This window comes from Bacillus sp. OTU530, assembly GCF_038440375.1.
Genome location: NZ_JASATP010000001.1, coordinates 174292 through 198966, shown reverse-complemented (window position 1 = coordinate 198966; position 24675 = coordinate 174292). Strand labels below are relative to the sequence as shown.

At 41.8% G+C, this 24675-nt stretch carries 23 protein-coding genes; 7 read left to right on the top strand and 16 right to left on the bottom strand.

Annotation, left to right across the window (positions count from 1 at the left end):
- Positions 1-153 precede the first annotated feature (153 nt).
- From AAHB12_RS01055 to AAHB12_RS01040, 4 genes are all read right to left on the bottom strand, one after another.
- A complete protein-coding gene (locus AAHB12_RS01055; protein WP_342044004.1) occupies positions 154-993 on the bottom strand; it encodes an aldo/keto reductase in 840 nt (279 codons plus the stop codon).
- A gap of 424 nt (positions 994-1417) precedes the next feature.
- A complete protein-coding gene (locus AAHB12_RS01050) occupies positions 1418-2671 on the bottom strand; it encodes an ABC transporter permease (protein ID WP_342044003.1) in 1254 nt (417 codons plus the stop codon).
- Positions 2664-3563 (bottom strand): ABC transporter ATP-binding protein, encoded by a 900-nt coding sequence (locus tag AAHB12_RS01045; protein WP_129727021.1) that lies wholly within the window; start codon positions 3561-3563, stop codon positions 2664-2666. The genes AAHB12_RS01050 and AAHB12_RS01045 overlap by 8 nt, the downstream gene beginning before the upstream one ends.
- Positions 3564-3720: 157 nt before the next feature.
- Entirely contained in the window at positions 3721-5544 is a 1824-nt protein-coding gene (locus AAHB12_RS01040; protein WP_342044002.1) for a hypothetical protein, read from the bottom strand.
- Positions 5545-6480: 936 nt separating this feature from the next.
- Here AAHB12_RS01040 and AAHB12_RS01035 point away from each other — a divergent pair.
- Positions 6481-7635: a hypothetical protein gene (locus tag AAHB12_RS01035; protein WP_342044001.1), complete on the top strand. Its 1155-nt coding sequence runs from the start codon at positions 6481-6483 to the stop codon at positions 7633-7635.
- A gap of 614 nt (positions 7636-8249) precedes the next feature.
- Positions 8250-8495, top strand: a complete 246-nt coding sequence (locus AAHB12_RS01030; protein ID WP_129727024.1) for a hypothetical protein — start codon at positions 8250-8252, stop codon at positions 8493-8495.
- Between the two features lie 179 nt (positions 8496-8674).
- On the opposite strand, the gene AAHB12_RS01025 is transcribed toward AAHB12_RS01030, so the two are convergent.
- A complete protein-coding gene (locus tag AAHB12_RS01025; protein ID WP_342044000.1) occupies positions 8675-9559 on the bottom strand; it encodes an NAD(P)-dependent oxidoreductase in 885 nt (294 codons plus the stop codon).
- A 411-nt stretch (positions 9560-9970) separates the two neighbouring features.
- Entirely contained in the window at positions 9971-11269 is a 1299-nt protein-coding gene (locus AAHB12_RS01020; protein WP_129727078.1) for a GGDEF domain-containing protein, read from the bottom strand.
- A 537-nt stretch (positions 11270-11806) separates the two neighbouring features.
- Between AAHB12_RS01020 and AAHB12_RS01015 the strand changes: the two genes are divergently transcribed.
- A complete protein-coding gene (locus AAHB12_RS01015) occupies positions 11807-12415 on the top strand; it encodes a nitroreductase family protein (protein ID WP_129727026.1) in 609 nt (202 codons plus the stop codon).
- Positions 12416-12471: 56 nt separating this feature from the next.
- Here AAHB12_RS01015 and AAHB12_RS01010 read toward each other — a convergent pair whose 3' ends face one another.
- Complete coding sequence (locus AAHB12_RS01010; RefSeq protein ID WP_342043999.1) at positions 12472-13692, bottom strand: glutathionylspermidine synthase family protein; 1221 nt, start codon at positions 13690-13692, stop codon at positions 12472-12474.
- On the bottom strand, positions 13689-13994 hold the full coding sequence (locus AAHB12_RS01005) for an aminotransferase yhxA (protein WP_342043998.1): 306 nt from the start codon (positions 13992-13994) through the stop codon (positions 13689-13691). The genes AAHB12_RS01010 and AAHB12_RS01005 overlap by 4 nt, the downstream gene beginning before the upstream one ends.
- 81 nt (positions 13995-14075) lie before the next feature.
- Here AAHB12_RS01005 and AAHB12_RS01000 point away from each other — a divergent pair, with 81 nt between their 5' ends.
- The 3 genes from AAHB12_RS01000 to AAHB12_RS00990 all read left to right on the top strand — a co-directional run bounded on the left by AAHB12_RS01000 (position 14076) and on the right by AAHB12_RS00990 (position 15205).
- The gene (locus AAHB12_RS01000; RefSeq protein ID WP_129727028.1) at positions 14076-14534 is read left to right on the top strand and encodes an RNA helicase; all 459 of its coding nucleotides are present in this window, start codon (positions 14076-14078) and stop codon (positions 14532-14534) included.
- Between the two features lie 85 nt (positions 14535-14619).
- Complete coding sequence (locus AAHB12_RS00995) at positions 14620-14802, top strand: hypothetical protein (protein ID WP_379952312.1); 183 nt, start codon at positions 14620-14622, stop codon at positions 14800-14802.
- A 160-nt stretch (positions 14803-14962) separates the two neighbouring features.
- Positions 14963-15205, top strand: coding sequence for a hypothetical protein (locus tag AAHB12_RS00990; protein WP_129727030.1), 243 nt, complete (start codon positions 14963-14965; stop codon positions 15203-15205).
- Between the two features lie 57 nt (positions 15206-15262).
- Here AAHB12_RS00990 and AAHB12_RS00985 read toward each other — a convergent pair whose 3' ends face one another.
- From AAHB12_RS00985 to glcT, 6 genes are all read right to left on the bottom strand, one after another.
- Positions 15263-15565, bottom strand: coding sequence for a hypothetical protein (locus AAHB12_RS00985; RefSeq protein ID WP_129727031.1), 303 nt, complete (start codon positions 15563-15565; stop codon positions 15263-15265).
- A 79-nt stretch (positions 15566-15644) separates the two neighbouring features.
- Positions 15645-15971 (bottom strand): hypothetical protein, encoded by a 327-nt coding sequence (locus tag AAHB12_RS00980; RefSeq protein ID WP_342043997.1) that lies wholly within the window; start codon positions 15969-15971, stop codon positions 15645-15647.
- A gap of 273 nt (positions 15972-16244) precedes the next feature.
- Positions 16245-17954: a phosphoenolpyruvate--protein phosphotransferase gene (ptsP, locus tag AAHB12_RS00975; RefSeq protein WP_342043996.1), complete on the bottom strand. Its 1710-nt coding sequence runs from the start codon at positions 17952-17954 to the stop codon at positions 16245-16247.
- Entirely contained in the window at positions 17954-18217 is a 264-nt protein-coding gene (locus AAHB12_RS00970) for a phosphocarrier protein HPr (RefSeq protein ID WP_129727034.1), read from the bottom strand. The genes ptsP and AAHB12_RS00970 overlap by 1 nt, the downstream gene beginning before the upstream one ends.
- Positions 18218-18317: 100 nt before the next feature.
- The gene (ptsG, locus tag AAHB12_RS00965) at positions 18318-20351 is read right to left on the bottom strand and encodes a glucose-specific PTS transporter subunit IIBC (protein WP_342043995.1); all 2034 of its coding nucleotides are present in this window, start codon (positions 20349-20351) and stop codon (positions 18318-18320) included.
- A gap of 339 nt (positions 20352-20690) precedes the next feature.
- Entirely contained in the window at positions 20691-21542 is an 852-nt protein-coding gene (glcT, locus tag AAHB12_RS00960; protein ID WP_129727036.1) for a glucose PTS transporter transcription antiterminator GlcT, read from the bottom strand.
- 185 nt (positions 21543-21727) lie between these two features.
- Here glcT and AAHB12_RS00955 point away from each other — a divergent pair, with 185 nt between their 5' ends.
- The gene (locus AAHB12_RS00955) at positions 21728-22525 is read left to right on the top strand and encodes an HAD family hydrolase (RefSeq protein ID WP_342043994.1); all 798 of its coding nucleotides are present in this window, start codon (positions 21728-21730) and stop codon (positions 22523-22525) included.
- Between the two features lie 455 nt (positions 22526-22980).
- Here the strand turns inward: AAHB12_RS00955 and AAHB12_RS00950 are convergent, their stop codons facing one another.
- Positions 22981-23880: a ComEC/Rec2 family competence protein gene (locus tag AAHB12_RS00950; protein WP_342043993.1), complete on the bottom strand. Its 900-nt coding sequence runs from the start codon at positions 23878-23880 to the stop codon at positions 22981-22983.
- A 202-nt stretch (positions 23881-24082) separates the two neighbouring features.
- Entirely contained in the window at positions 24083-24667 is a 585-nt protein-coding gene (gene scpB, locus AAHB12_RS00945) for an SMC-Scp complex subunit ScpB (protein WP_129727039.1), read from the bottom strand.
- Positions 24668-24675: the final 8 nt, after the last annotated feature.

The window sequence follows — 24675 nt, the reverse complement described above, 5'->3', positions numbered from 1 at the left end:
GAGCCGGTTGGCGAAGACAGAGGCGCAGCCCTACTTATACTGTATTCCTAAAGTTTCCGGCTACGTCGAATTCGCTTCTAGCTGGAAATTTATACTTTCCTACAGTGGTACAAAAAGCCGGGGGCATTGCCCTCGGCTTAACGATCGGCTGTATTAGAAATCAAAGTTATCAGGATCCGGCCCCACACGATGATTTTGATTCAAAGCATCGATTCGGTCCATATCCTCTGCAGTTAATTCAAAATCAAAAATAGCGGCATTTTCGATAATGCGATGTTCCTTTATGGATTTAGGAATGGTCACAACACCATGCTGTAAGTCCCAGCGCAAAATCACTTGAGCAATGGATTTTCCGTGTTGGCTTGCGATTTCTTGCAGCTCTGGCTGGTCTAATAATTGACCTTGCATAAGAGGGGACCACGCTTCCAGTTGAATCCCTTGTTCCTTACAGAACGTTTGTAATTCTACTTGTGTCAGCCTTGGATGATACTCCACTTGGTTGATCATTGGCTTGATTTCTGCTTCCTTCAGTAAGTCTTGCAAGTGATGAATTTGGAAGTTGCTTACCCCAATTGCGCGAATACGTCCTGCCTTATAAAGAACTTCCAATGCTCTCCAAGTCTCTTTATACTTTCCTTCAACCGGCCAGTGAATCAGGTATAAGTCCAAATAATCTAATCCCAGCTTTTCTAAGCTTGTCTCAAAAGCAGTAAGCGTAGTCTCATAGCCTTGATCTGCATTCCATACCTTTGAAGTCACAAACAAATCTTCACGGGATAAGCCCACATCCGCAAGCCCCTCACGGATTGCCTGCCCAACTCCCTCTTCATTCCCATAAATCGCTGCCGTATCAATGCTGCGATATCCATGCTTAATAGCAGCCTTTACTGCATGAACCAATTCTGGTCCTTCTTCTACCTTAAATACCCCTAAGCCAAACCAAGGCATTTTTACACCATTATGCAATGTAGTTGTACTTTGTAAGTTCTGCATTTCTATATCCTCCTCAAACTTATTCCTATTAGACAATAAAGTAAGATAACTGCTAATAAGCTGTCTATTATCCGTCAGCTATCCCCTTTGACAAGAGTTATTATGACTGATAGTACTGCTCATGAGAAGAACGCACTTAAAAGTGCCATAGGTACTTTTAAGTTCTATAGGCACTTTTAAGTTCTATAGTAAAGAAAACTCGTCGATTGGCGTAGCCCTACTTATACTGTATTCCTAAAATTTCCGACTACGCCGAATTCACTTCTGGCTGGAAATTTATACTTTCCTACAATGTAAATAAGACCGCCAAAAATTTTCTGGCAGTCTCGTTTACTTCTAGTTCGTAAGGGCTAGCAGCTCTTTTGCAGTTGTAGCTGAAGAACTATCTGCTTTAACTAGTAATCATCCTCTTCGTTTCCTAGCTTTATTCATTTTTTGTTAACTGAAGTGCCTTTTTTATATCCTTAAAGGAGCTGGATTTTCCGTACATAAGAACGCCGCCTTTATATACCCTTGCTCCAAATATGGCGAGAACCACAATCGTCACTATCAGAATACCTATTCCCACTAACGGCTCCCAAACAGGAATAGTCAACATCCCAACACGCATGAACATCAACATTGGTGTAAAGAAGGGAATATAGGAGGTTACCGTAATAAATGTGGTATCCGGCTGGCCCAAACCAAACACCGCAATCATAAATCCAGCAACTATTAATAGAGTCATCGGGGTAATCATTTGCTGAACATCCTCAATTCTGCTTACTAAAGAGCCTAAAAATGCCGCTAAGGTCGCATATAGGAAATACCCTAGTACAAAAAAGACGACTGCATATATAACAGTGGCTATTGGAATAGTATTGAATCCAAAAGAATCAAAAAACCCGCCTTCCATTGAGGAAAGATTTTTTTTAACAGAATAATAGCCTATTCCTAATAACACGATAAGCTGAGTCAAACTTAGTAAACCTACACCTAATATTTTGGCAAACATTTGCTTAATGGGAGAAACGCTTGAAATTAAAATTTCCATAACGCGAGACGACTTCTCTATAGCAACCTCCATCGCAATCATGTTCGCATACATGATCACTGAAAAATAGATAATGAACAATAACACATATACCAAACCTCTAGCTTGATCCAATTCTTCTTCTGTTTTTGCATTTTTCTCAAGAGCCACTCGCTCAAATGAAACAGGCTCATACAGCTTTGCTAGCTGCTCAGAAGATAGATTGATTTTTGATGCCGCAATTTGCGTTTTAATTTGCTGCAGACTATTTTGTAATTCTGTAGGTAAAGTCGAATCTGCGATTGTCATAGATTTATACGTAGCCAAAGGAAGGTTTTCTTTATCAAATGAAAGGATCAGTACACCTTTATAGGAGCCTTTTTCTACTTCAGATTGTGCTTTTTTCTCTCCATCCGTATAATTGACCAGTTTAATGTCCTGGTTTACCCCTTTTACATTCTGCTTAAGCGGTTCAAACAGGGCATTTGTTTCGTCAATCACAGCAATTGTATCCTGTTCCTCACCTTTATTAAAAAAGTTAATAATATTCGTCATATTGGTTAAACCAATCATGAGTACCAAAGTGATAGCGGTAGAAATTAAAAATTGTTTTGTTTTTAGCTTACTCGTGTATGTATGAAATAAGATAATCCAGAAGTTATTCATAGGAAGCACCTACTTTCTCGATAAAAATATCATTCAAAGAAGGTTCTTCAAGAACAAACTTTCGGACGAAGCCTTTTCCAACAATATCATTTAAGATTTTTTCAGCGACGTATTCTCCTTCAATCTGTAAATGAATTCCTTCCGTTGTTTGCTTTGTTTTCGTTACCCCTGAATAACTTTTAAGGAAATCCATATTAAAATCCGCATGGATGATCAAATTTTTCTTTCCAAATGACCGTTTAATTTCCTTTAGAGAACCATGAACAATCGGTTTTCCGTGGTGCATAATACATAAATGCTCACACATCTCTTCTACATGCTCCATTCGATGGCTTGAAAACACGATAGTCGTTCCGTTTTCTTTCAAATGTAAGACTGCCTCCTTTAACAGTTCAACATTCACTGGATCAAGGCCACTGAAAGGTTCATCCAAAATCAAAAGCTGCGGCTTATGAATAACAGCAGCAATAAATTGAATTTTTTGCTGATTTCCTTTGGAAAGCTCCTCTACCTTCTTATCCTTATATCCAGGTATCTTAAATCTAGTTAACCAGGAATCTAATTCTTTTAAAGCAGCTTGCTTTTGCATACCTCTTAACCTAGCTAAATACACAATCTGCTCTTTTACTTTTAATTTTGGATATAAGCCTCTCTCCTCTGGAAGATAGCCAATGAGATGACTTGTCGTGTAGTTAATCGGTTTATTGTCCCAAGTAATAGTTCCACTGCTTGGATCTAGCAATCCTAAGATCATTCTAAATGTTGTTGTTTTTCCTGCGCCATTTGCCCCTAAAAATCCAAACATCTCATTTTCTGGAATCGAAATGGACACATCATCAACTGCAGTAAAGGATCCAAACTTTTTTGTCACGTTTTCTAGCTTTAAAACCATTTTTAATTCCCTCCTCTTTAATTATTATACAGGAAAGGATTAAATTACCAAAAAAAGAATTGGATCCTCCTCTAAATTATTTAGTACTCCAAATGAGCATTTTTAGTAAAGAAAACTCGCCAGTCAGCGAGTTTTCTTTATATTTATCTATCAAGCCTTATTCCTCAGCAGTCTTCTTCCACGACTCCCTAAGCCATCTTACAATCTTCGCATCATTATTCTTATTTCTCCGCTTCGTGGCGTTGTTCACAAAGCGCTTGAGTGTATTATAGCCGATTTCGATTTCCTCTGATGCCTTTAACAAGCTGATTTTGCGGCGCTCCATTTCTTTTACAACCATATTCGGCTCCAGCATCTCCTCTGTAATAACAGGCTGCCTTTGCTGCGGTTCTTTCAGGGAGTTAGTCACACTCTCTGTCTGCACGGCTTTTGTCAGCATATCTGTGTAGTGAGGCTCTCTGTCAGCCTGAGGCGCACTGTACGCAGCTAATACATGCTCCTGCTTGCTTAGGACACTATCTAACGTCCTCTCGAAGCCGCTGCTGTCGAATTGGTGTTGCTCCTTTAAAATTGATAGCTTTGCTTTATTTTTACGGACAATTTCCTCTGTCGGGATGACAATAATTTTTTGAGAAAAGAAATACTGCTTCCATCCCTTCGTCCCGATTTTATCGTAATCAAGCTCTTCGACAAAGTTCCATTCCTTAATAATGCTATGCTCCTGCAAATTGTAAAGCACCTTCATAAAGCGATCAACAAGCTCAGTCCCCCGATGACGGCTATTTTCCATCTCCATTTCACGTGCTAGAGTGCCGACTAAAAAGGGCTGTCTCATATTGCGCTTTGATAATCGAATAAACCATTGAATGGCTAAATAACGCGTTAATCGCTTTTCAAATTTCTCGCGGATCGGATGAAATTCCAATGCACTTAAGTCGATAAAGCCTAAGCGCTTATTTTGTTCTAAAAAGGATGTAAGCAGCGGAGTCGGCTTAATTTGACATGCTTGAATACCAACAAAGCGGTCTTTCGTATCATACGCAGCCCGAATTTTCCCGATTTCCACGAGCTTCTCCAAGTCGCGCAATTTCAACGTCTGCATGCCCTCTCCTTCCTCATCCTCAATTTCGATAATCTCCCCTTCATTGAGCGAAATCCAAATGTTCGCGATTGCTTTCACACGGGACATAATTTGAAAACGATCCCGTTCCTTAATTTTAAGCTTATTTGTATTGTGATCCACAACATTTGTTCTCAGCTTTAATACATCCTGTGAATGCAAAAAGAGAAAGCCGTCTGTATCACGCGGCGCGAACAAAAAGAGAAAGCAGAGAATATCAAACACATCGGCTGTCATCTCATCCATGGACGAGAATGCGGAGCGAAGCTGATTCCATTGCACCTGCTCCTCCTCTGTCCAGCCCATATTTGTAAGATCATCCTGCTCCTTGATCCTAGCTAGCAGCTGCAATGCACCGCCAGCATCCTCTACACGGGCCTCATATACCCCCTCCTCCCCTTCATGAGGAGAAAATTTCTGCGGGTTCGTCAAAATATTACGCATGAGATGATATTTATAGTCCATGCTTGTAATAATGCCGCGCTGCTCTCTTGCTTGATGAATCATCATATCATTCATGCTTCTCTCATCGCTATTACGATTAAATTCCTCTACAATATACTCATGCAAAATCGTCGTTAGCTGCTGGTTATACGAATAAAAAATATGATAAATATTATGTTTTGTTAATTTTTGATTTTGCTCTCGTAAGGACCCTGTAATCAGATCATATAAAATTTGAAAGCTGCGTGATACATTCGGATGTTTTTCGCCCCCTACAATACCATGCACATACCGCTCCCATGCCTGAATTACATCAGGCTGATTACGAAATAGCAAGACCGCCTCTTGTAAGATTACTAAATGACAAAGCTCCTGATTTAAAGGAACATGATCAGGGATGTGTATCGTTTGCTGCACCTATTTCACCTCATTATGCCGGTTATCCCCCATATGGATTCATTCTTGTTAATAGATCTATTTCTGTGCAAAGAAAAATTCTCCATTTTGGGACTTACCGTTCAACTCATTTGCCATTTTATCTGCTTTATCATCATACCGTACGTTATGCCATTTTTGCCACTATCAATTTAAAGAAAACTTGCCGATTGGCGAGCCCCGCCTTTGGGCGAAGACAGAGGCGTAATTACACTTACACTGTATTCCTAAAATTTCTCGCTACGTCAAATTGGCTTCCTGCTAGAAATTTATCCTTTCTTACCGTGCATAGAAAGATTGCCATTTTAAAACTTACCGCACAGAAAGTTTGCCATTTAGACCAATTTCCCCATATTTTCCTTATATATGTGCTAGAAATAGCAGCCTACCGTACACCTCCTGAAGAAAACGGCAAGCAGTATCTTGCAGCAAACAATATGCCATTTTACCGTTCATCAAACTTACTGTGCACTTTATATACAGCAGGCCCTGAGCTCTATCCCTTATGGGAGTAGGGAGACACACTTTTTAAATCATGTTCTGTAAAAAGCAGCTGTTTGCCATTTTGCCGCCAGACGAACTTACTGTGCAACGCATAATCTGCCACTTTGCCTTTTCTTTAAACCTACTGTGCAGGACGAGCTTCGACCGCTCCTATCAAAACCCTTGATAACACTGCAATTACAAGTATCCCCCCTGTGCAGCAGCAGCAATAGCTTATTTGCCACTTTGCCGTTTTGCTGAACTTACCCGTGCACCAAAGAATTCCCTAAAAATTTTTCAGCCCTACAGCCACAACGGTTTGAGTGCTCTCCTGCCATTTGCCACTTTCTCTTAGAGAAGCTCATTCGAGAAATATTCATATAGTATAATGCTTTTTGTTGTAAATACTCGAAATTTAGGAAAGGAGGGTATGAGATGAGCCGTAAGCGTACCAAACAAAAAAAGCAGCAAGCCATTAAAATGGATGGCTTCCGCTTTCCGCATCAACTATTAGAAGAGTTGCGCCAGTTCCAGGATCAGCAGCATATTCAGGTGCCAGCAAGCTCCTATGCAGTATTGCTAACTGTACTGCAGCAAATCCATGTAGAGCGCAATAGCCAAGGAAAAGTGCTGGAATACAATTTAGCTCACTGGGCAAGAACACTTCATATGGCATATTCTACTATGCATGCCGGCCGAGAATTCTTAATCCGTCATGGCTTTTTATATGAAGAAATCTTACCGAGCGGTATGCCGGCATTTGTACTGCGGAACTATAAGGAATATACAACGCCTGAACTAACGCAAGGACACGAGCTCAACTACTTTATCGTTCCTCATACCCTCTTCCAAACAAATATTATCGCAGAACTTGTTCGTACGGCGAATCCGGAAGCATTCGAGCTTTTATTCTCCTTACTCAACCAATTCCGTCACGGTGTTGCAAAGCTGCGCAATACAGGAGAGCTTTCATTTGTTGAACAAACTCGCAATATGAGCACATTAAAGGAAAAGCTCGGCAAACGGGCAAAGGCTGTCCGGGAAATGCTGACACTATTTGAAGCTATTTTTGAAATCGAGCTTGTCGGAGTTCAAGTGCGCGGTAAGCAGCTATGGGTCCGGCAAGTAAAGTTCCGTTTAAAGGAAGAATGTGTGAAGGAAAATACAGATGAGTTTAAAGTACAGCCCCTTTTAGCTGCTTTTCAGGAGAATTTATTATATATATTAAACGGTTTAAAAATCCGTTATAAAGCACGTGACCTATTTGATATAATGATTTCATTTAAACAAGAGGTCGTGAATGTAGTGAAATACATAATAAATGAAGAGGGAGATCCGTCCTATTCATATCGGGATAGCTGGTTAGAAACGTTCTTCTACTCCTGTTTATCAAGATTTGAACAGCATATGAAGGAGCAAAAGGAGCCATTTACGTTCCGAACCTCTATTGGTGCCTATTTTCGGACGATCTTCCGCAGGAATTTGCCACATGCCGTGCAGCAGATTCCTCATCCACTGATACATGATGCCAAGGTGCTGGAGTATACAGCTAAAGAACATATCCCAAAACTTCATCTTCTCACAATGTAAGCCCTGTCGAAAAAATGAGCGCGACGAGGGCTATTTGTCGTACAGAAGCGATCTCCACAACGAAGCAATTTATACAAAGAATAGTCACGATCAGCTTCTATATAACCTAGAAATAGAAAAGGTTCCTCCGATTTAACGCGGGGGAACCTTTTTTTTAACAGTATGATATCAAATCACTGCTTCTGTTTTCTTCATATATCAGATAACTGCTTCTATTCCTGAGAATTCCCCATATCATTGCCTCTGTACTGTGGATATTTGATTTACTTGCATGTGAATATGTGAGTTCTTGAATAGAAAGTCTCTTATAATCCTAGAAAAATGCATATATCATAAGGCTTTAGCTATCATTCCTCCAAGATGCTTATATATTTGATTCTTTTATTTTGATTTTATATCTTATGTATTTGAAGAAATACTAATATTGTTTTTTTACTACATAAATGACTCCCAAGTTATACAATTCCATACTAACACTTTTTAAATATTTTGTTACAAAATATGGAAATGTTTTTGAATAAAATCTGAAAATTTCCTCTATAATAAGCTATAATACTTGAAAAAATGTCTTGCGTAATCGAAGTCTTATATAAGACTGGAAAAGGGGATAGAAAATGACGATGATTAGCTTAGTTGTAATCGGTATGATTTGCGGTATCCTTCCCATGATCGTAGGAGTGCTTCAGGAAAAGCTGGAAGTAGGAATGCTTGGACTTTTTCTCTCTGTTGTAAGCGCTATCATATATGGGTGGTATTTAGCCATTCCGATTGCGATCACCTTTACCCTTCTGCTTGTTAAGCCAAAACGTGGTATTCCGGCGGAGGTCATTCCATTTCCTAGTGCAAGAGTAAGATCCTAATGCAAAATAAGCAAGCATCCTAGCGACGCTTGCTTATTTTTGCTTATACTTTAAAAAAGTATAAATCTCCAGCCAGAAACAAGTTTGATATATCTGGAAATTTCAAGAGTGAAGTATCAGTGCAGTTACGCCCCTGTCTGCGTCAATCACTGCATCAAGGCTCTAAGCCCCTGCTTCTTTCACCCTTTGAAATACCGTTTATACAGCGCCTGTGTGCCGCTATTCTCTTCTCCATGCTCCGCAAGCTCCTCATACATCCGCTTCGCTAGGTCGAGTCCCGGCATCTCTATATTCATCGCCTCCGCCTCAGCAAGTGCAATGCCCATATCCTTAATAAAATGCTTAATATAAAAGCCCGGCTCAAAATTGCCTTGTATCATCCGCGGTGCTAGATTGCTTAATGACCAGCTGCCAGCTGCCCCAGTTGAGATGCTCTCAAGCACTCGCTCTGGAGCAAGACCAGCTTGCTTTGCATAAGCGATCGCTTCACATACACCAATCATATTGGACGCAATAGCAATTTGATTGCACATCTTCGTATGCTGTCCGCTGCCGGCTCCGCCCTGCAGAATAATATTTGTTCCTAATAGTTTCAGCACAGGAAGGCAAGCTTCATACACTTCCTGTTCACCTCCTACCATAATGGCAAGACGAGCCTCCTTTGCACCGACATCTCCGCCAGAAACAGGTGCATCCAGTGTGTGCATGCCGCGTACCTTCGCTTCATCGTAAATCCGCTTTGCAAGCGTCGGCGTCGAAGTTGTAAAATCAATAAAAATCGTCCCTGGCTTTGCGCTCTGCATCATTCCTTCGTCTCCAAGATATGTACTTTCCACATCGTGCGGATACCCAACCATTGTCATGACAACATCCGCCTTCTTGGCAATAGCAGCCGGAGATTCCTCCCACACTGCCCCTTCTTGCACAAGCTCATCCGTCTTCGCTTTTGTTCGATTATAAACATGTACAGGGTAACCAGCCTTCAGTAAATGACGCACCATGCTTTTCCCCATCACACCCGTGCCGATAAATCCAATCACCGCTTCCGATGTAAGCTGCTTCATCTCGCCCACTCCTTTTATCATGGCTTATTGAAAAGCACTATACTGCTATATCCGCTTTTCTTATGTAGACTTCCCTATAAGGATACCACTTTTTTCCGTCATTCTCATTACACAAATTAAGAAAAGCGGACAGGGTCCACCTTTTATGGCAGCGTAGGGGTGGGCCGGAGTAAAAGGCGCTTTTTGCCGTTCAGCCTGGAGTCTGCCATTTTGGGCCTTGGGAGCTAGCCATCACCCCGAAAAGCTATCCTTTCCTATCTTGCGCCGACTGGCGAGCCCTGCCCCCCGGGCGTAGCCCTACTTATACTGTATTCCTAAAAATTTCTCCCTACGTCGAATTGGCTTCCGGCTAGAAATTTATCCTTTCCTACAGTACGAAAAAGTCGCAACTCACAAGCTGCGACTTTTCCCTTACACTTTATCTTTTCTCTCCCGATATAAACATACTTGATTTTTACCCTTTTGCTTCGCCTCAGACAGTGCCTCATTAGCACGCTGAACGAACTCCTCGCGACTCAGACCGGCTGAATACTCCGCCACTCCAAAGCTTGCCGTTAGCTTCGAAATGCCTGTAAATTTTTTTGTTTCAATAAAAAATCGAAGAGATTCGGCAATAACAAATGCCTGCTTACCCGTTGTATTAGGCAGAAGAAGAACAAACTCCTCTCCTCCCCAGCGTGCAAATACGTCATTCGTGTGTAGATGCTTAGAAACAAGATCAGCTATTTGCGCCAATACTAGGTCTCCGTGGTCATGTCCATATGTGTCATTCACCTTTTTAAAATCATCCACGTCAAATATAACAACAGATAGAGGTTTTCTACGCCTTTTTGCCAGATTCCATTGTTCCTGCAATAGGGTTTGAAATTTAAAGCGGTTGTAAATATTCGTTAAAGAATCAATCGTTGCTAAACGCTCGTTCTCCTTATACTCCTTCTCAATCTCCGTAATATCCGTTCCAATTACAAGAAACCGTGACATATCATCAGGAATGGCAACAGACCGTACAAGAAATACAAACTCTTCTCCCACACTGTTCATCATTTTGACCTTCTTGCTTCCCGCTAGGCAATCATCAATCCAAGCAAGCTTATTAAACGGAACATAATAGCCTTTTTCTTCTAAAAAGGCATCGGCAAAGGTAATATTATTCTCTTGATAAGCTGATAAGTCCTCATAGCCAAAAAAATGAAGAAAGGTTGTGTTACAGTCGGTAACTTCATCATCCTCCACAATAAACAACAAATCACTTTGAAATTCCATTAGTGTACACAGCATACTTTTTTGCAATTCAGCTTCTTTTTCAAGAGATATTTTATATAAGCTTTCATGAAGAATTTTTAATACAGCCTGCGGGGTAATGGGTGGCATAACAAAATGCTTCACCCCTAAAGAGAGGAGTTTCATGACTGAGTCGGAATCAACATCCTCGCATATAACCACAACCCGCGTTTTATCGTGTTCCATTCTTTCTACAAATGAGCAAGCAGCGTCTCCAGAGACATGTAAAATCACAATATGCGGCTTCACCCTTTGAAAGGTGCTCCAACCTTCCTCGATTCCGTTTGCTGGAAATAAGCATTTTGGCTTCCAATCCTCTGTTATCGGCTGCATCTGACCTCCTTCTTCTACATACAATACATTTACTTCCAGGTCCTTCAACAAATCTTGAAAAATCGTGTTTGTTAACAGGAAATGCAATAATCTGATCACACGCTCGTCACTCACTTCGTTTTTAAGAAAAGCGGATACGGCCTGTTTTTGCTCCCGCAGTAAAATGTCTTCACTGCAAAGGTTATATATTTGTTTAGGCAGAGAGGAATACTTTACTGCGGGAGCAGACCGTGAGAACTATCAAAGCTCCCATATATCTATCCTTACTTTGGACAAAAACTATAGAAGTTCCATCTTTGTATTGTATGAGCAGGAAATGCAAACTGTCTGTGTGAATGTCCTTTTTCTAAAAAAATCTTAAATCGGGCATACTATCCACAACACGTGCAAAATACTTGAATCCCCACAAGCAGATATTATATTCTAAGATAGGATAATACTTCTAAAGAAAACTCGCCGATTGGCGAGCCCTGCCTTTGGGCGAAGACAGAGGCGTAGCCCTACTTATACTGTATTCTTAAAATTTCCGACTACGTCGAATTGGTTTTCATCTGGAAATTTATACTTTCTTACAGTGTAAAAAATGAGTCAGATAATTTTTGGAGTTAATAAAGAAACATGGAGGATACAGCAATGGCAGATTTTTTCACAGTACTCGAGGAGCGTACATCTACGCGGGCATACAACCCAGAAAAGGAAATCACAAAAGAAGAGTTAACAGAATTGTTAAATGCAGCTGGCAAAGCACCATCTGCTTGGAATCTGCAGCACTGGAAATTTCTTGTATTCCATGGAAAAGACGTACAGCAGCGCTTGCTTTCCATCGCTTATGGACAACAGCAGGTTGTAGATGCTTCAGCAGTAATCGCGGTGCTGGGGGACTTAGAAGCGAATCAAAATGTTGACGATGTGTTCGGTCCGCTTGTGAAGGAAGGCTATATGACGCAGGAAGCGTTTGACCGTTTGGCTCAAAACGTAGCCAGCGCCCATAACAATGCGCAATACTCACGCGATGCTGCTGTTTGTAACGCATCTCTTGCAGCAATGCAATTTATGCTTGCGGCAAAAGCAAAGGGCTGGGACACTTGTCCGATTGGCGGTTATAATGCGAAGGCACTTGTTGAAGAGTTCCAGGTTTCCGAGCGTTATCTGCCGATCATGCTGATTACTTTAGGAGAAGCAAGTGTAAAAGGACATCCTTCCTCTCGCATGGATATTTCACGCACTACAGAATGGATGTAATCGGAAAAGCCGGAAGCTTACACCATCATCAAGCGGTACAGAAGACGGGGGATCATTCATCCCTCGTCCTTTTGTATACCCAGAGGCAAATAATACGCTACATTATTCGTGATCTTTCCCCCAACGCGGCAGCCAATGCTGCTTGCGCGTCCATTTAGCAAAAAACTCCCGTACATCATATGGCCATCCTGCTTCTGTCCGTTCACATCTATTTGCAGCACAGGCAAATCAACATACTGCTGATATACAAAGCCATAGGCTTCATATGATTTCTGCGTCTCCTCCAGCGTTTTGCTTCCTTTGCCGTCATACAGTTCCACCGTATCACCTTCACGACCAAATATAGGCTTCTTGACATACGGCATGCGCTTCATCAAAAATGTATCTTCTTCTAAATAAGTAGGTAAAAAATGCTTTGCAATCCATTCATGCTCCTCATCGCTAAAAAACGAATTTCGCTCCTCATGAAGCCCCCAAATCACAGCTTGAACAGCTTTATTTTGCAGCAGGAAGGCTGATGGAGGATTAATGACCTTCAATTTCCCAGCGCATACTAAAGATAAAAGCATATGGCCAATCGGGGCTCCGGCTTCATCGTAATCAAGTAGCAGACTTTCAATTGGAAACGTTTGTCGATATAGTACATCTATTTTTTTTCCTTTCTCATCATATAGCCCCTCATGAGGAATAATTTGCAGCTTGTCGAGTGGCACAAACCGCGATGCTTTTCCATACAGCTGTTGTAAATACAGGACAGTTAAACGATCCTCGTCATTATCTTCATGAGCGGTAAATACAATGTATGCATCATCTCTTCCCGCTGATATATCAACGGCCTCTTGTACTGCCATCTGCAGCTTATACGCTTCTCCCTCATTTACATCCGCACATCGAAAGTGCGCACATACTTGTTTATTTACGGAAAACAGCTCCTTAATAAAGGTCGGTGTATCAGCATTTAACTCCATCACCTTAAAGCCTTCATTGCTTTCTACAAAATCCAAGCGAGCAATGACGCTTTCTGAAAGTGAAGATGTGAGACGCAGAAATGGGATTGCTTCCTTTGGATAATACATCGCAAGCAAAGTTTCCTCATCAAGGCGGCGAAGAAGCGAAGCCACCTTAAAAAAAATATGGCTTGCGCGTGTAGACGCCTCTCGTAGTTGCTCTGTTGTCTCCTTTGAAATAAGCAGCACATCATATAAAGCATAGGGCTGACCGTACAAATCTGGCCAAAAGTCGTGAATTGTATTATAAAAGGAAATGCGATCACTCATGAGCCGCTCACCGCTGAACCAGACCCGAAGCCTTTTTTAAACCCTGGACTTTGTTTATACTTCTGATAGGGAGCATAAGCATGCAGAGCCTGACGTGATTGGAACCATGTTCCACCGTAAAAATAATGACCGTAATAGCGAGAGGTTCGATCGTCACACTCCCAGACTCCATCATCATAATCAAACTCATATTCTCCGCAGCTTAAATCATCTGGCTTAGGGGGAAGTGCTTCGTCCTTGCCGCAGCCCACTGTTCCGAGAACTGCAAATATACCAATCATCATATTTGTTGTTTTGGTCATGGGTAGCCTCTCTTTCGTATGTAGTTTCTTCTATAATTTATGATATGATGTAGAAGAACAAGATGAAAGGAGAAAATTCTCATGCATCTTACCTATTACTTACAGAAGGACGACCAAAGCTATGAAGCTTTCTATACATATAAGGAAGGCGCTATCGATGCAAATGAAGTTTATGCAAGACAGCTGTGTGAGTACTTTATTGTAAATGGCTCGCAGTATCGTCTGCTTTCGAACGAAATGGATGGAAATGAAGAGATGCTTATCATTGAGCATCTCGGGGCTGCCGCTGCATTGCCGGGGGAAATATTCTACAAAAATGAAGGCATTCATCTTGAGTTTCGTGAATATCTTTCTCCTTCTCATATGCCTCTTTTGTATACATTACAGATCAATCCGTACGGACGGGGACATTGGGAAGTGATCCGCTATTTGCTGAAGGATTATGTTGATGTTCCGACAATCGGTATTTGCAAACGGGATTCGGCAGAACTGGATGAAGATCGGCGCTGCTATGTTCTGTATGTCACGAGAACAGTCTAACAAGCATGGTTTTTACATCCATGATATAATGGTAGAAAAAGAATATAAACGGAGGAAGATGAATTTGAAGTTGCATGGAAGCTTTATGGCGGTTCTTTGCTATGTTGTAACCGTTTTGCTTCTTTATTTGATTGGTGATGTTTTTACTATTCCATGGCTGCAGCTTGCAAAAGGAGCTCATACAGAAACGTCATTACACTCCCTTTTGCCTCTGGCCTTCGCTATTCCTGTGTATATCATTGTTCGCTTGAAAACAAGACGTGTGTAAAGAAAACTCGTCGATTGGCGAGCCCTGCTCTTATACGGTATTCCTAACATTTCTCACTACATCGAATTGGCTTTCTAGCTCGAGAAATTTATATTTTCAAAAACAAGCAGCGCACCTCCGAAAAACAAGCTGAATATGCTATACATAAGGAGGTGCCGCCATGTGGGCATTTGACTTTCCAAGGCGCTATGAGGCTGAGGATCGCTTCGTTCGTTCAGAGAGCCCGGAAGCTGACATTTTACAAGATATTTCTCCAGGGCAGCGAGTCGCAATTTGGTTTCATGAATCCGGATTTATTAAGGGCCAGTTTGAAGGCTTTCAAAGGAGCTATGCCTTATTTTTAGTAAAAGACAATGTAATGCGTATTCGTATCAGCGCGATTCAAGCTGTTGCTATTTTGTAAATATGTAAGAAACATGAACTGAGCACGGGGATATTCCCGTGCTCTTTTGATTTGCAATTAGTCTTCGAAATCTTCCATAAAATCGTCATCGTCGTATCTACCACCAGTTGCGAACGGTGCAACCGCATTAATCCTTCTTGGTAATAGACGAGTTAAGCCTGGGAAGCCATTAAAGTTATCTAGCAATACAAAGCCATTTTGGAAGCCTTGGAAAACGCCTGTTGCTGGCGGTTGGCTATCGTACTGTAGTCTTACTCTTGTACCAGGGCTTAATTGGCGGAGAAATGGAGTTAAGTCATTCACCCCTGCCACGTTAGTGTTGTTATAGTTGTTGTTGTTGCTATAGTTATAGTTACCCATATTATTCACCTCCCTATAATCATATTAATAGTCGGAACAAGCCTTATTGGAAAAGGAGATTATTGCTGAGGAATTAGCCTTAGTAACGTCCTCCACCGGAAGGAGAAATCGCGTTGATTCTGTTTGGTAATAGACGAGTCAAACCAGGAAAGCCATTAAAGTTATCTAGCAAAACAAAGCCGTTTTGGAAGCCTTGGAAAACGCCTGTTGCTGGAGGCTGGCTATCGTATTGTACAGTCACTCTTGTGCCAGGGCTTAATTGACGGAGAAATGGAGTAAGGTCGTTTACAGATGCTACATTGGTGACGTTGTGGTGGACGTTGTGGTGGACGTTGTGGTGGTTTTCCTTTTTGTCATGACCGCCGCATCCCCAGAAGCTGTTTCCATAGTTACCGTTAAAACTCATACTATCTCACCTCCTTTATACTGTTGATACATGATATGCATGAAAAGGGGACGAGGTGTACAGGCTCTTGTGGAAGTTTTACATAAATAAGGCTATGAAGTTCATAAATTTTTCTAGAGTTTTCTCTTCTCTATTTCTGTTTTTTCGCGCGGATGAGTAGGATGGGGGTATGCCTACGAATGGAACTATGTTTCTCGAGTGTAAGGAAAAGGTTAATAGATTGTTTCAACAATAGAAAACGACCCTGCTAAAAATTAGCAAGGTCGTTTTCTATTAGATGCTCTTTACAAGCTCAACTACCTCTTCAGCAGTTGCCATTTGTAATGCTTTTTGTGCAAGTTCTTCCATTTGAGACTTAGAAAGCTTGCGCATTTGTGTTCTTGCTGCAAGAATAGACGTTGCGCTCATGCTGAACTCGTCTAGTCCTAAGCCGATAAGAAGCGGAATCGCAAGCGAGTCGCCCGCCATTTCGCCACACATGCCAGCCCATTTTCCTTCTTTATGAGCTGCATCGATAACCATTTTTACAAGACGTAAAATGGACGGATTGTATGGCTGGTACAAGTACGCTACTTGCTCATTCATACGGTCTGCTGCCATTGTGTATTGAATTAAGTCATTTGTTCCGATTGAGAAGAAATCAACTTCCTTCGCGAATACATCAGCAAGTACGGCAGATGCAGGGATCTCTACCATCATACCAACTTCGATGCTGTCAGATACAGTCACGCCGCTTTGTACAAGCTTGTCCTTCTCTTCAAGAAGCACAGCCTTTGCTTGACGGAACTCGTCTACAGTCGCGATCATTGGGAACATGATTTTTAGGTTGCCATACACACTTGCACGAAGCAATGCGCGAAGCTGCGTACGGAACACGTCTTGCTCATCTAGGCAAAGACGGATTGCACGATATCCAAGGAATGGGTTCATTTCCTTTGGAAGATGTAAGTATGGAAGCTCTTTATCGCCGCCGATATCTAGTGTACGAACAACAACAGGCTTTCCTTCCATGCTTTCCAGAACAGTTTTGTATGCATCAAATTGCTCTTCTTCTGTTGGAAGATTGTCGCGGCCCATGTATAAGAATTCTGTACGGTATAAGCCGACACCTTCGCCGCCATTATCAAGTACACCTTTTACATCCTTTGGTGTTCCGATGTTGGCAACGAGCTCAACTTGATGTCCGTCAGCGGTTACTGTATGTTCATTTTTTAATTTCGCCCATTCTGCTTTTTGTGCTTCGTGGTTCGCTTTTTTCTCTTCGTAAGCGCGAAGCTCCTCAGCAGATGGATTTACGACTACATTTCCATCTAAGCCGTCTACGATAACAAGGTCGCCATTTTTAATTTGCTCCATAACAACCTTTGTACCAACAACTGCTGGAATTTCCATAGAACGTGCCATAATCGCTGAGTGAGACGTACGTCCGCCGATATCTGTTGTAAAGCCTTTTGCATATGTGCGGTTAAGCTGTGCTGTATCAGAAGGTGTTAAATCTTCAGCGATAATGATAACTTCTTCAGAAATTGTGCTTGGATTTGAGAAGTTAATTCCTAATAGATGCGCTAATACACGTTTCGTTACGTCACGAATATCAGCAGCACGCTCTTTCATATACTCGTTATCCATGCCTTCGAACAAGCCGATGAACATGTTAGCGACTTCATTCATCGCAAACTCAGCATTTAGAGCCTCGCTATTGATGCGGTCTTTTACTGGGTTTACAAGCTCTGGATCATTAAGTACGAGAAGGTGCGCCTCAAAGATTGCAGCCTTATCTGCACCAAGCTCCGTCAAAGCGCGGTCTTTAATGGCAGAGAGCTCACCCTTTGATGTTTCAAGCGCTGCTTCTAAGCGCGCCACTTCAGCTGCTGCATCAGCAACAGATTTTTTTTCAATAGTGAAGTCAGGATTTTCCAAACGAAATGCTTTTGCAATTGCGATTCCGTTGGATGCGGCAATCCCTTGGATATGAAGTGTCATTATTCTCCTAGACCTTCGCTTTTCATTGTATCTTCAATAGCTGCTAAGGCTTGAGCCGCATCTCCACCGTTGGCAGTAATTGTGATTGAGCTTCCTTCTTGAATACCTAAAGACATTACACCCATGATGGACTTTAGGTTTACAGTTTTTCCTGAATACGCTAATTGGATATCAGCATTGAATTTGCTTGCAGTGTTTACAAGAAGTGTTGCAGGACGAGCATGAATACCAGCATGGCTAGTTACTTTAAAAGTTTTTTCCATAATGATGGTCCCCTTTTTTCTGTATAGTTATTATTAAAAACCTATAGTAAGCAACGTATTTGCATTGCTTACTATAAGCTATGAGCCATTTTAATACTTTTTATTTAATAGCTACAACGTCTTTTTCACCTTTTGCTACGTTGCCTTGCTTTTTAATAACGATTTCCTGTCCTTCTTTTAGGTTTGTGAAGACTACAGGAGTCATAACCGAAGGCGCATTTGCTTTCACGAAGTCTAGGTCTACCTTCAACAATGGTTGTCCTTGTTTTACTTTATCGCCTTGGCTCACAAGAAGCTCAAAGCCTTCACCATTTAATTTTACTGTATCAATACCGAAGTGGATTAAAATTTCTTTTCCGCCTTCAGATAAAATACCGATAGCATGTTTTGTCGGGAACGCATTGATGATTTCACCGTTTACTGGAGATACAACTGTACCTTCTGCTGGTTCAATCGCAAAGCCATCACCCATCATTTTTCCTGCGAATACTTGGTCTGGAACTTCTGTGATTGGAACAAGCTTTCCTTCAATTGGAGCCACGATTACTTCTTCTTTAGTTGCCGCCGCTTGCTCTGCTTTCACTGGCTGCGCCGGTTGTACTTCCTTCACAATTTGCGGTGTACGACCTTTCATGATGTCATGAATTTGTGATTTCAATGTATCGGATTTTGGCCCGAAAATCGCTTGAATGTTGTTACCTACTTCTAATACGCCTGCTGCGCCAAGTGCTTTTAAGCGTGATTTATCAACATTCTTTTGATCTGCAACCTGTACACGTAAACGAGTGATACAAGCATCTAAAGAAGCGATATTTTCTTTACCGCCAAGAGCTGCTAGGATTTCATGCGGAAGCTCTCCTGCGGAGGCTACTGGACCTTCTTCATTTTCTTCTACTACTTCACGGCCTGGTGTTTTCAAATCCCATTTGCGGATTGCAAAACGGAATCCGAAGTAGTAAATAACTGCGAATGCAAGACCAACTGGAATTACTAACCACCACGCTGTACGGCCTGGAAGAACCCCGAACAATAGGAAGTCAATTAAACCACCAGAGAATGTCATACCAATTTTCACATTTAAAATATCCATAATCATGAAGGAAAGACCAGCAAACACAGCGTGAACTGCGAATAATACAGGAGCCAAGAACAAGAATGAAAATTCGATTGGCTCAGTGATACCTGTTAAGAAAGATGTTAATGCGGCAGAACCTAAGATACCTGCTGCCATTTTTTTATTTTCTGGACGTGCTTCATGATACATTGCTAATGCAGCTGCTGGAAGACCGAACATCATGAATGGATATTTACCTGTCATGAACGTACCAGCTGTCAAAGGAGCACCATCTTTTAATTGAGCAAAGAAAATCTTTTGGTCACCGTGTACAATGTTTCCTGCTTTGTCTGTATATTGACCAAATTCATACCAAATTGGAGTGTAAAATACGTGATGCAGACCAAATGGAATTAAAGAACGTTCTACCAATCCGAACACAAATGCCGCAACTGTTCTGTTTGCATCAATTACGTTATGAGAGAATGCGTTTAACGCGTGCTGTACTGGAGGCCAGATAAAGAACAGCACTAAACCTAAAAGTAATGAAAATGCCGCAGTCGCAATCGGAACGAAACGCTTCCCTGCAAAGAATCCTAAGTAAGAAGCAAGTTCAATGTTAAAGTACTTGTTATAGCAATATGCCGCTAGGACACCGACAATAATACCGCCGAACACACCTGTTTGCAGCGTCGGAATACCAAGAACGTTTGCAAATGAAGGATCAGTACCAATTTTGTCAGCTGTTACACCTGCAATTACGCTCAGTGTTTTATTCATAATTAAGTAACCAACGATGGCTGCTAAGCCGGCAACACCTTCACCGCCTGCTAGCCCTACTGCTACCCCTACCGCGAACAGAAGTGGCAGATTATCAAAAACAACGCCGCCTGATTGCTCCATAACTTTTGCAATCATAACGAACCAGTCAGTTGTTAATGCTGGAATACGATCTGTAAGTGCCGGATTTTGGAATGCATTACCAAGCGCGAGCAAAATACCTGCCGCAGGCAAAATCGCAACCGGAAGCATGAGCGCTTTCCCGACTTTTTGAAGCACACCAAATAATTTTTTAAACATTTGGACTCTTCCTCCTTTTTAGGGTTTTTATTTTTTATGCTCGACAAACATAAAAAAGGCATGAGGAAAAAGGCAGAAAATAGCTGTTCAAGGGTAGTATACCCCTATGATCAGCTATCATTCCGAGCCCTTCTTCACTCATGCCTGATCGAATCAGTAACACGTGTCGAACGAGATAAATAATAGCAATATTCAACTGTTACAGGCCGCAAACGGCTTTCTGAAGAAACCTTGCGACTTTTGTCGAAACATAGTGCTTACGAAAAATATTATACACAGTACATGTAAGCGATTCAATACTTTTTATTTTTATTTTTATATTTTTTTAAACATCCGACCCTAGTTCGGCGTTTTTCCTTGCGCGAGGCGCTGCAGATGCATCGTGAGGTACACTGTTTCCGCCTCATACACCGAAAGCTGCAATTGCTGCTCCATTACCCTTACAAGCTTCCATGCTACAGCATAAGCAGTTGGATATTCCTCCCGCAAAATTTCTGCAAATCGCCTTGGCTCCTCTACCTGTTCTCCGTTCCTCACACGTTCAATTGTATAATGCAAATGTCGAATGAGACGAAGGTAATGAACGCTGTCGCGGGCCAGTTCAATCTGTAGATGCTCTTCGATCAGAGTAATTAAGCGCGAGATCAAACGGGAATTTTGATTGACAGATGATACTTCCGAGTTTGTAACCGAGCTGTAAATGTGCAATGCAATAAACCCGACTTCTCCTTCAGGGAGTGAAATGTTTAACCTTTCATTCAGCATTTCAATAACGCCTTTAGCAATCTCATATTCCTGAGGATACAGCGCTTTCGTCTCTAGCAAAAATGGGTTGTCCATCGCAAAGCCTTGCTTCAGCCGCTTAATTGCAAATGCAATATGATCAGTGAGTGCGATATGAATATGTTCATTTAACGGCTCACTTACCCGGTCTTGAATGTACAGCATAATATCGTTCATAAGCTCAATCAATCGTTCACTCACATGCGGAACAAGCGTTTTGTATTGTTCTCGTTCCCGTTCATTTGTCAAAATAAACATTTTCTCGATTGTCTCTGCGGATAGTTGGTCTCCCGTCTTCTTTCCGAATCCGATTCCTTTGCCAATCACGACAACCTCTTCATGCTCCGGATGGGAGGCGATGATGACGTTATTGTTAAGCACTTTTTGTACTTCAAGCCCTTCTCTCATATATCCTCCACCTTTATGCGAAAAACAGTCTGTCTCCATGTTACAAAACCAGTGCTTTATCGTCAATGCAAAACAACTGCCAATACAAGGCTCTTCCTTTTAGACATCGGCTGTCCTGACGACTATAATGGATATAACTATATTTCTAACATAGCATTCCACTAAATAAAAAGGAGCGGTTATCTATGATCAAAATGTTTGTAAGCGATATCGACGGCACAATGATGCAGCACGGGGGCATTATTGATAAAGAGGATGTGCAGGCACTGCGTAGGATGGCTGAAGAAGGTGTCATTCTTTGCTTTGCATCCGGCCGATTAGATAATGAAATTGCCGCGTTGATGAAGGATATCGGTACAAACTTTCACCGTATTAGCGTAAATGGTGTATTTGTTTACACGCATGACAACGAACAGCTGTTGAACGCCTCCTTCGAGCCAGATATTTTACCGCAATTGCTTGCAATATCAAGCGGCGAAAAATTTATTCGTTATATCAGTGATGAGCATAATTATTATATTGAGAAAAAAAGCCCTTTCATTTTGGAATTAGAAGAAAAAGCCAAACTGCATTCCGTTGAGGAACCGAAGTTGCTGGATAAGGTTGGGAAAACAATATTTCCTCACAAAATCTCGATCGGCGGCAATGAGGCTGCTTTAGTAGAACTGCAACAGGAAATCGAGGATCGCTTCGCGGGAAAAGTGAGCACCTTTATCTCGGCAAAGGAGTGCCTCGACATTATGCCAGCTAGTGTAAGCAAGGGAGCAGCTGTTTCCGTATTGCTCGAGCAGCACGGCGTACGAGCTGATGAAATGGCATGCATTGGCGATTCCTATAATGATATTCCTATGTTTCAGCTCACGCCGCACAGCTTTGCCATGAAGGATGCAGACAAAGAGGTAAAACGGCATGCCGGGCATGTAGCGGCATCCGTAAAAGAAGCCGCAGAATACGTTCGTATGCATAATCAACAAACTGTGTAAGAAATGCCGGCCACAAGACTTAAGAAACCGTAGCAGTTCCCTGTGCAAGGAGAATCTTCAAGAGAAGCAATCCACAGAGCTGTTAACCTATACATAATTATAAAAACATACTGCTATATAATCACTATAAGCAGTATGTTTTTATAATTTCAAAAAGAATACATTTCCAGCTGGAGGCAAATTCGATGCAGCAGGAAATTTGGGGAACAAAGTGTAAATGCAACTACGTTTCTGTCTTCGCCAATCGGCGAGTTTTCTTTACAAGATTAAGAAAGTATATAACTTTTCGGGGTGATGTCTTAGCTCCCTAGGCCCAAAATGGCAGACTTCAGGCTGAACCTCCGCAAAAGGCAAAAAGCACCTTTTACTTTGGCCCACCTCTACGCTGCCATAAAAGGCGGGCCTTGTCCGCTTTTCTTTATGTGTAATCTGCTCATAGGTAGAATAACCTTAGCTTATCGCAACAACGGCAACGGTAGACCGCCTTGTATTTGCAAGCTGTTTCCATCCGTCTCCATTTCCACATCACCGTCAGCGGTTGTATACACTTGAATGCCAAATTTCCGAATCCGCTTCATCACACTCCGATGAGGATGACCGTATGGATTTCCTTTTTCGTAAGAAATAACGGCAAATTGAGGATACACATTCTCCAAAAGCAACCGTCCTGTTGAGGTATAAGAGCCGTGATGACCGATTTTCAGAACATCCGCATGAACAGGATACGTTTGAATTATTTTCTTTTCTGTCCTTACATCTGCATCTGCCATAAGCAGGAAATCGGCCTTCTTATATCTAATTTTCAGCACAATGGAAGACTCGTTGTTTTGCAGTTTTCTTTTTCCAGTATTCAGTACTTGGATGGATACGTCCGGATCCATTTGCAGGAATTTTCCTTCCTCTGCGGGAATAAAGGGAATTCGTCGCTTTTTCACGCTGCGTACGTACATATGATAGGTGAGTGTACCATAAGGTTTACCGCTATCTAGCACCATAGCAACCGGCACCTGCTGAATAATAGGAATTAACCCGCCGATATGATCCATGTCTGGATGCGTGCTGACAACCAAATCAAGACGTTTAATCCCTTTTTCAATGAGCTTATTCATAATTACTTCCCCCGCCTCATGCGGTCCTCCATCAATAAGCACCGTCTTTTGATTTGGCAGAACAAGCAAAGTTGCATCCCCTTGTCCAACCTGCAAAAACATAATCTTTAGCTTATTAGATTGCTCCTGCTCTGAAATGAACTTACTTGCCTGTACAGCGAAATCATGTGTAGCATACGAAACACCCGACAATTGGAGGCAAAAGAGAACAGACAAGCCAAAACATATAACCCGTATCCACTTCATACAACAGCCTCCTTTTTCTGCTTATTATGAGGCGTTTACTTTATTTTCATGTATATAAATTGCGGATTGTCGATCCTTGCTCTTGGGCGAAGACAGAGGCGTAATTGCCCCTATACTTCATTCCTAAAATTTCTCGCTACGTCGAGTTGGCTTCTGTCTGGGAATTTATAGTTTCCTACAATACAAAAAAGCCCGACAGTTGTCAGGCTTCTTGTTCCACAGGGAGTTCACGAAGCGAATCAAAAAATAAATCTGCTTCGTTCATATTCTGCACTTCCTCTGGCAGCGGAGGAAGCTCTTTTAATGTTTTCAATCCGAATGTATCTAAAAATTCCTTTGTTGTACCATATAAAATTGGACGCCCTGTTCCCTCGGCTCGCCCGATTTCCTTCACCAGCAAGCGGGAAATGAGTGTTTGCAGCGCCTTTTCCGTCTTCACGCCGCGAACCTCTTCAATTTCCGTTCTTGTAATAGGCTGGCGGTATGCTATAATTGCAAGCGTTTCAAGCGCCGCCTGCGATAAGGAAGACGACATAGGCGTTTCAATAAGCTTCTTGTAGTAGGAGGCATGCTCCTTTTTTGTTGTTAGACGATATGTCTGTGCATATTGAACAATTTGCAAGCCGCAGCTAGGTCTCTGATAGTCCTCCTGCAGCTGCTGTAAAAGCAATTGCACCTCTCCCTTCTCTAATTCTAGTACACCTGCAATCTGTTCAAGATAGATTCCTTCATCTCCAGAGATGAAGAGAAGCCCCTCAACGACTGCTTTTTGTTCTGCACGTTCCAACACAATCT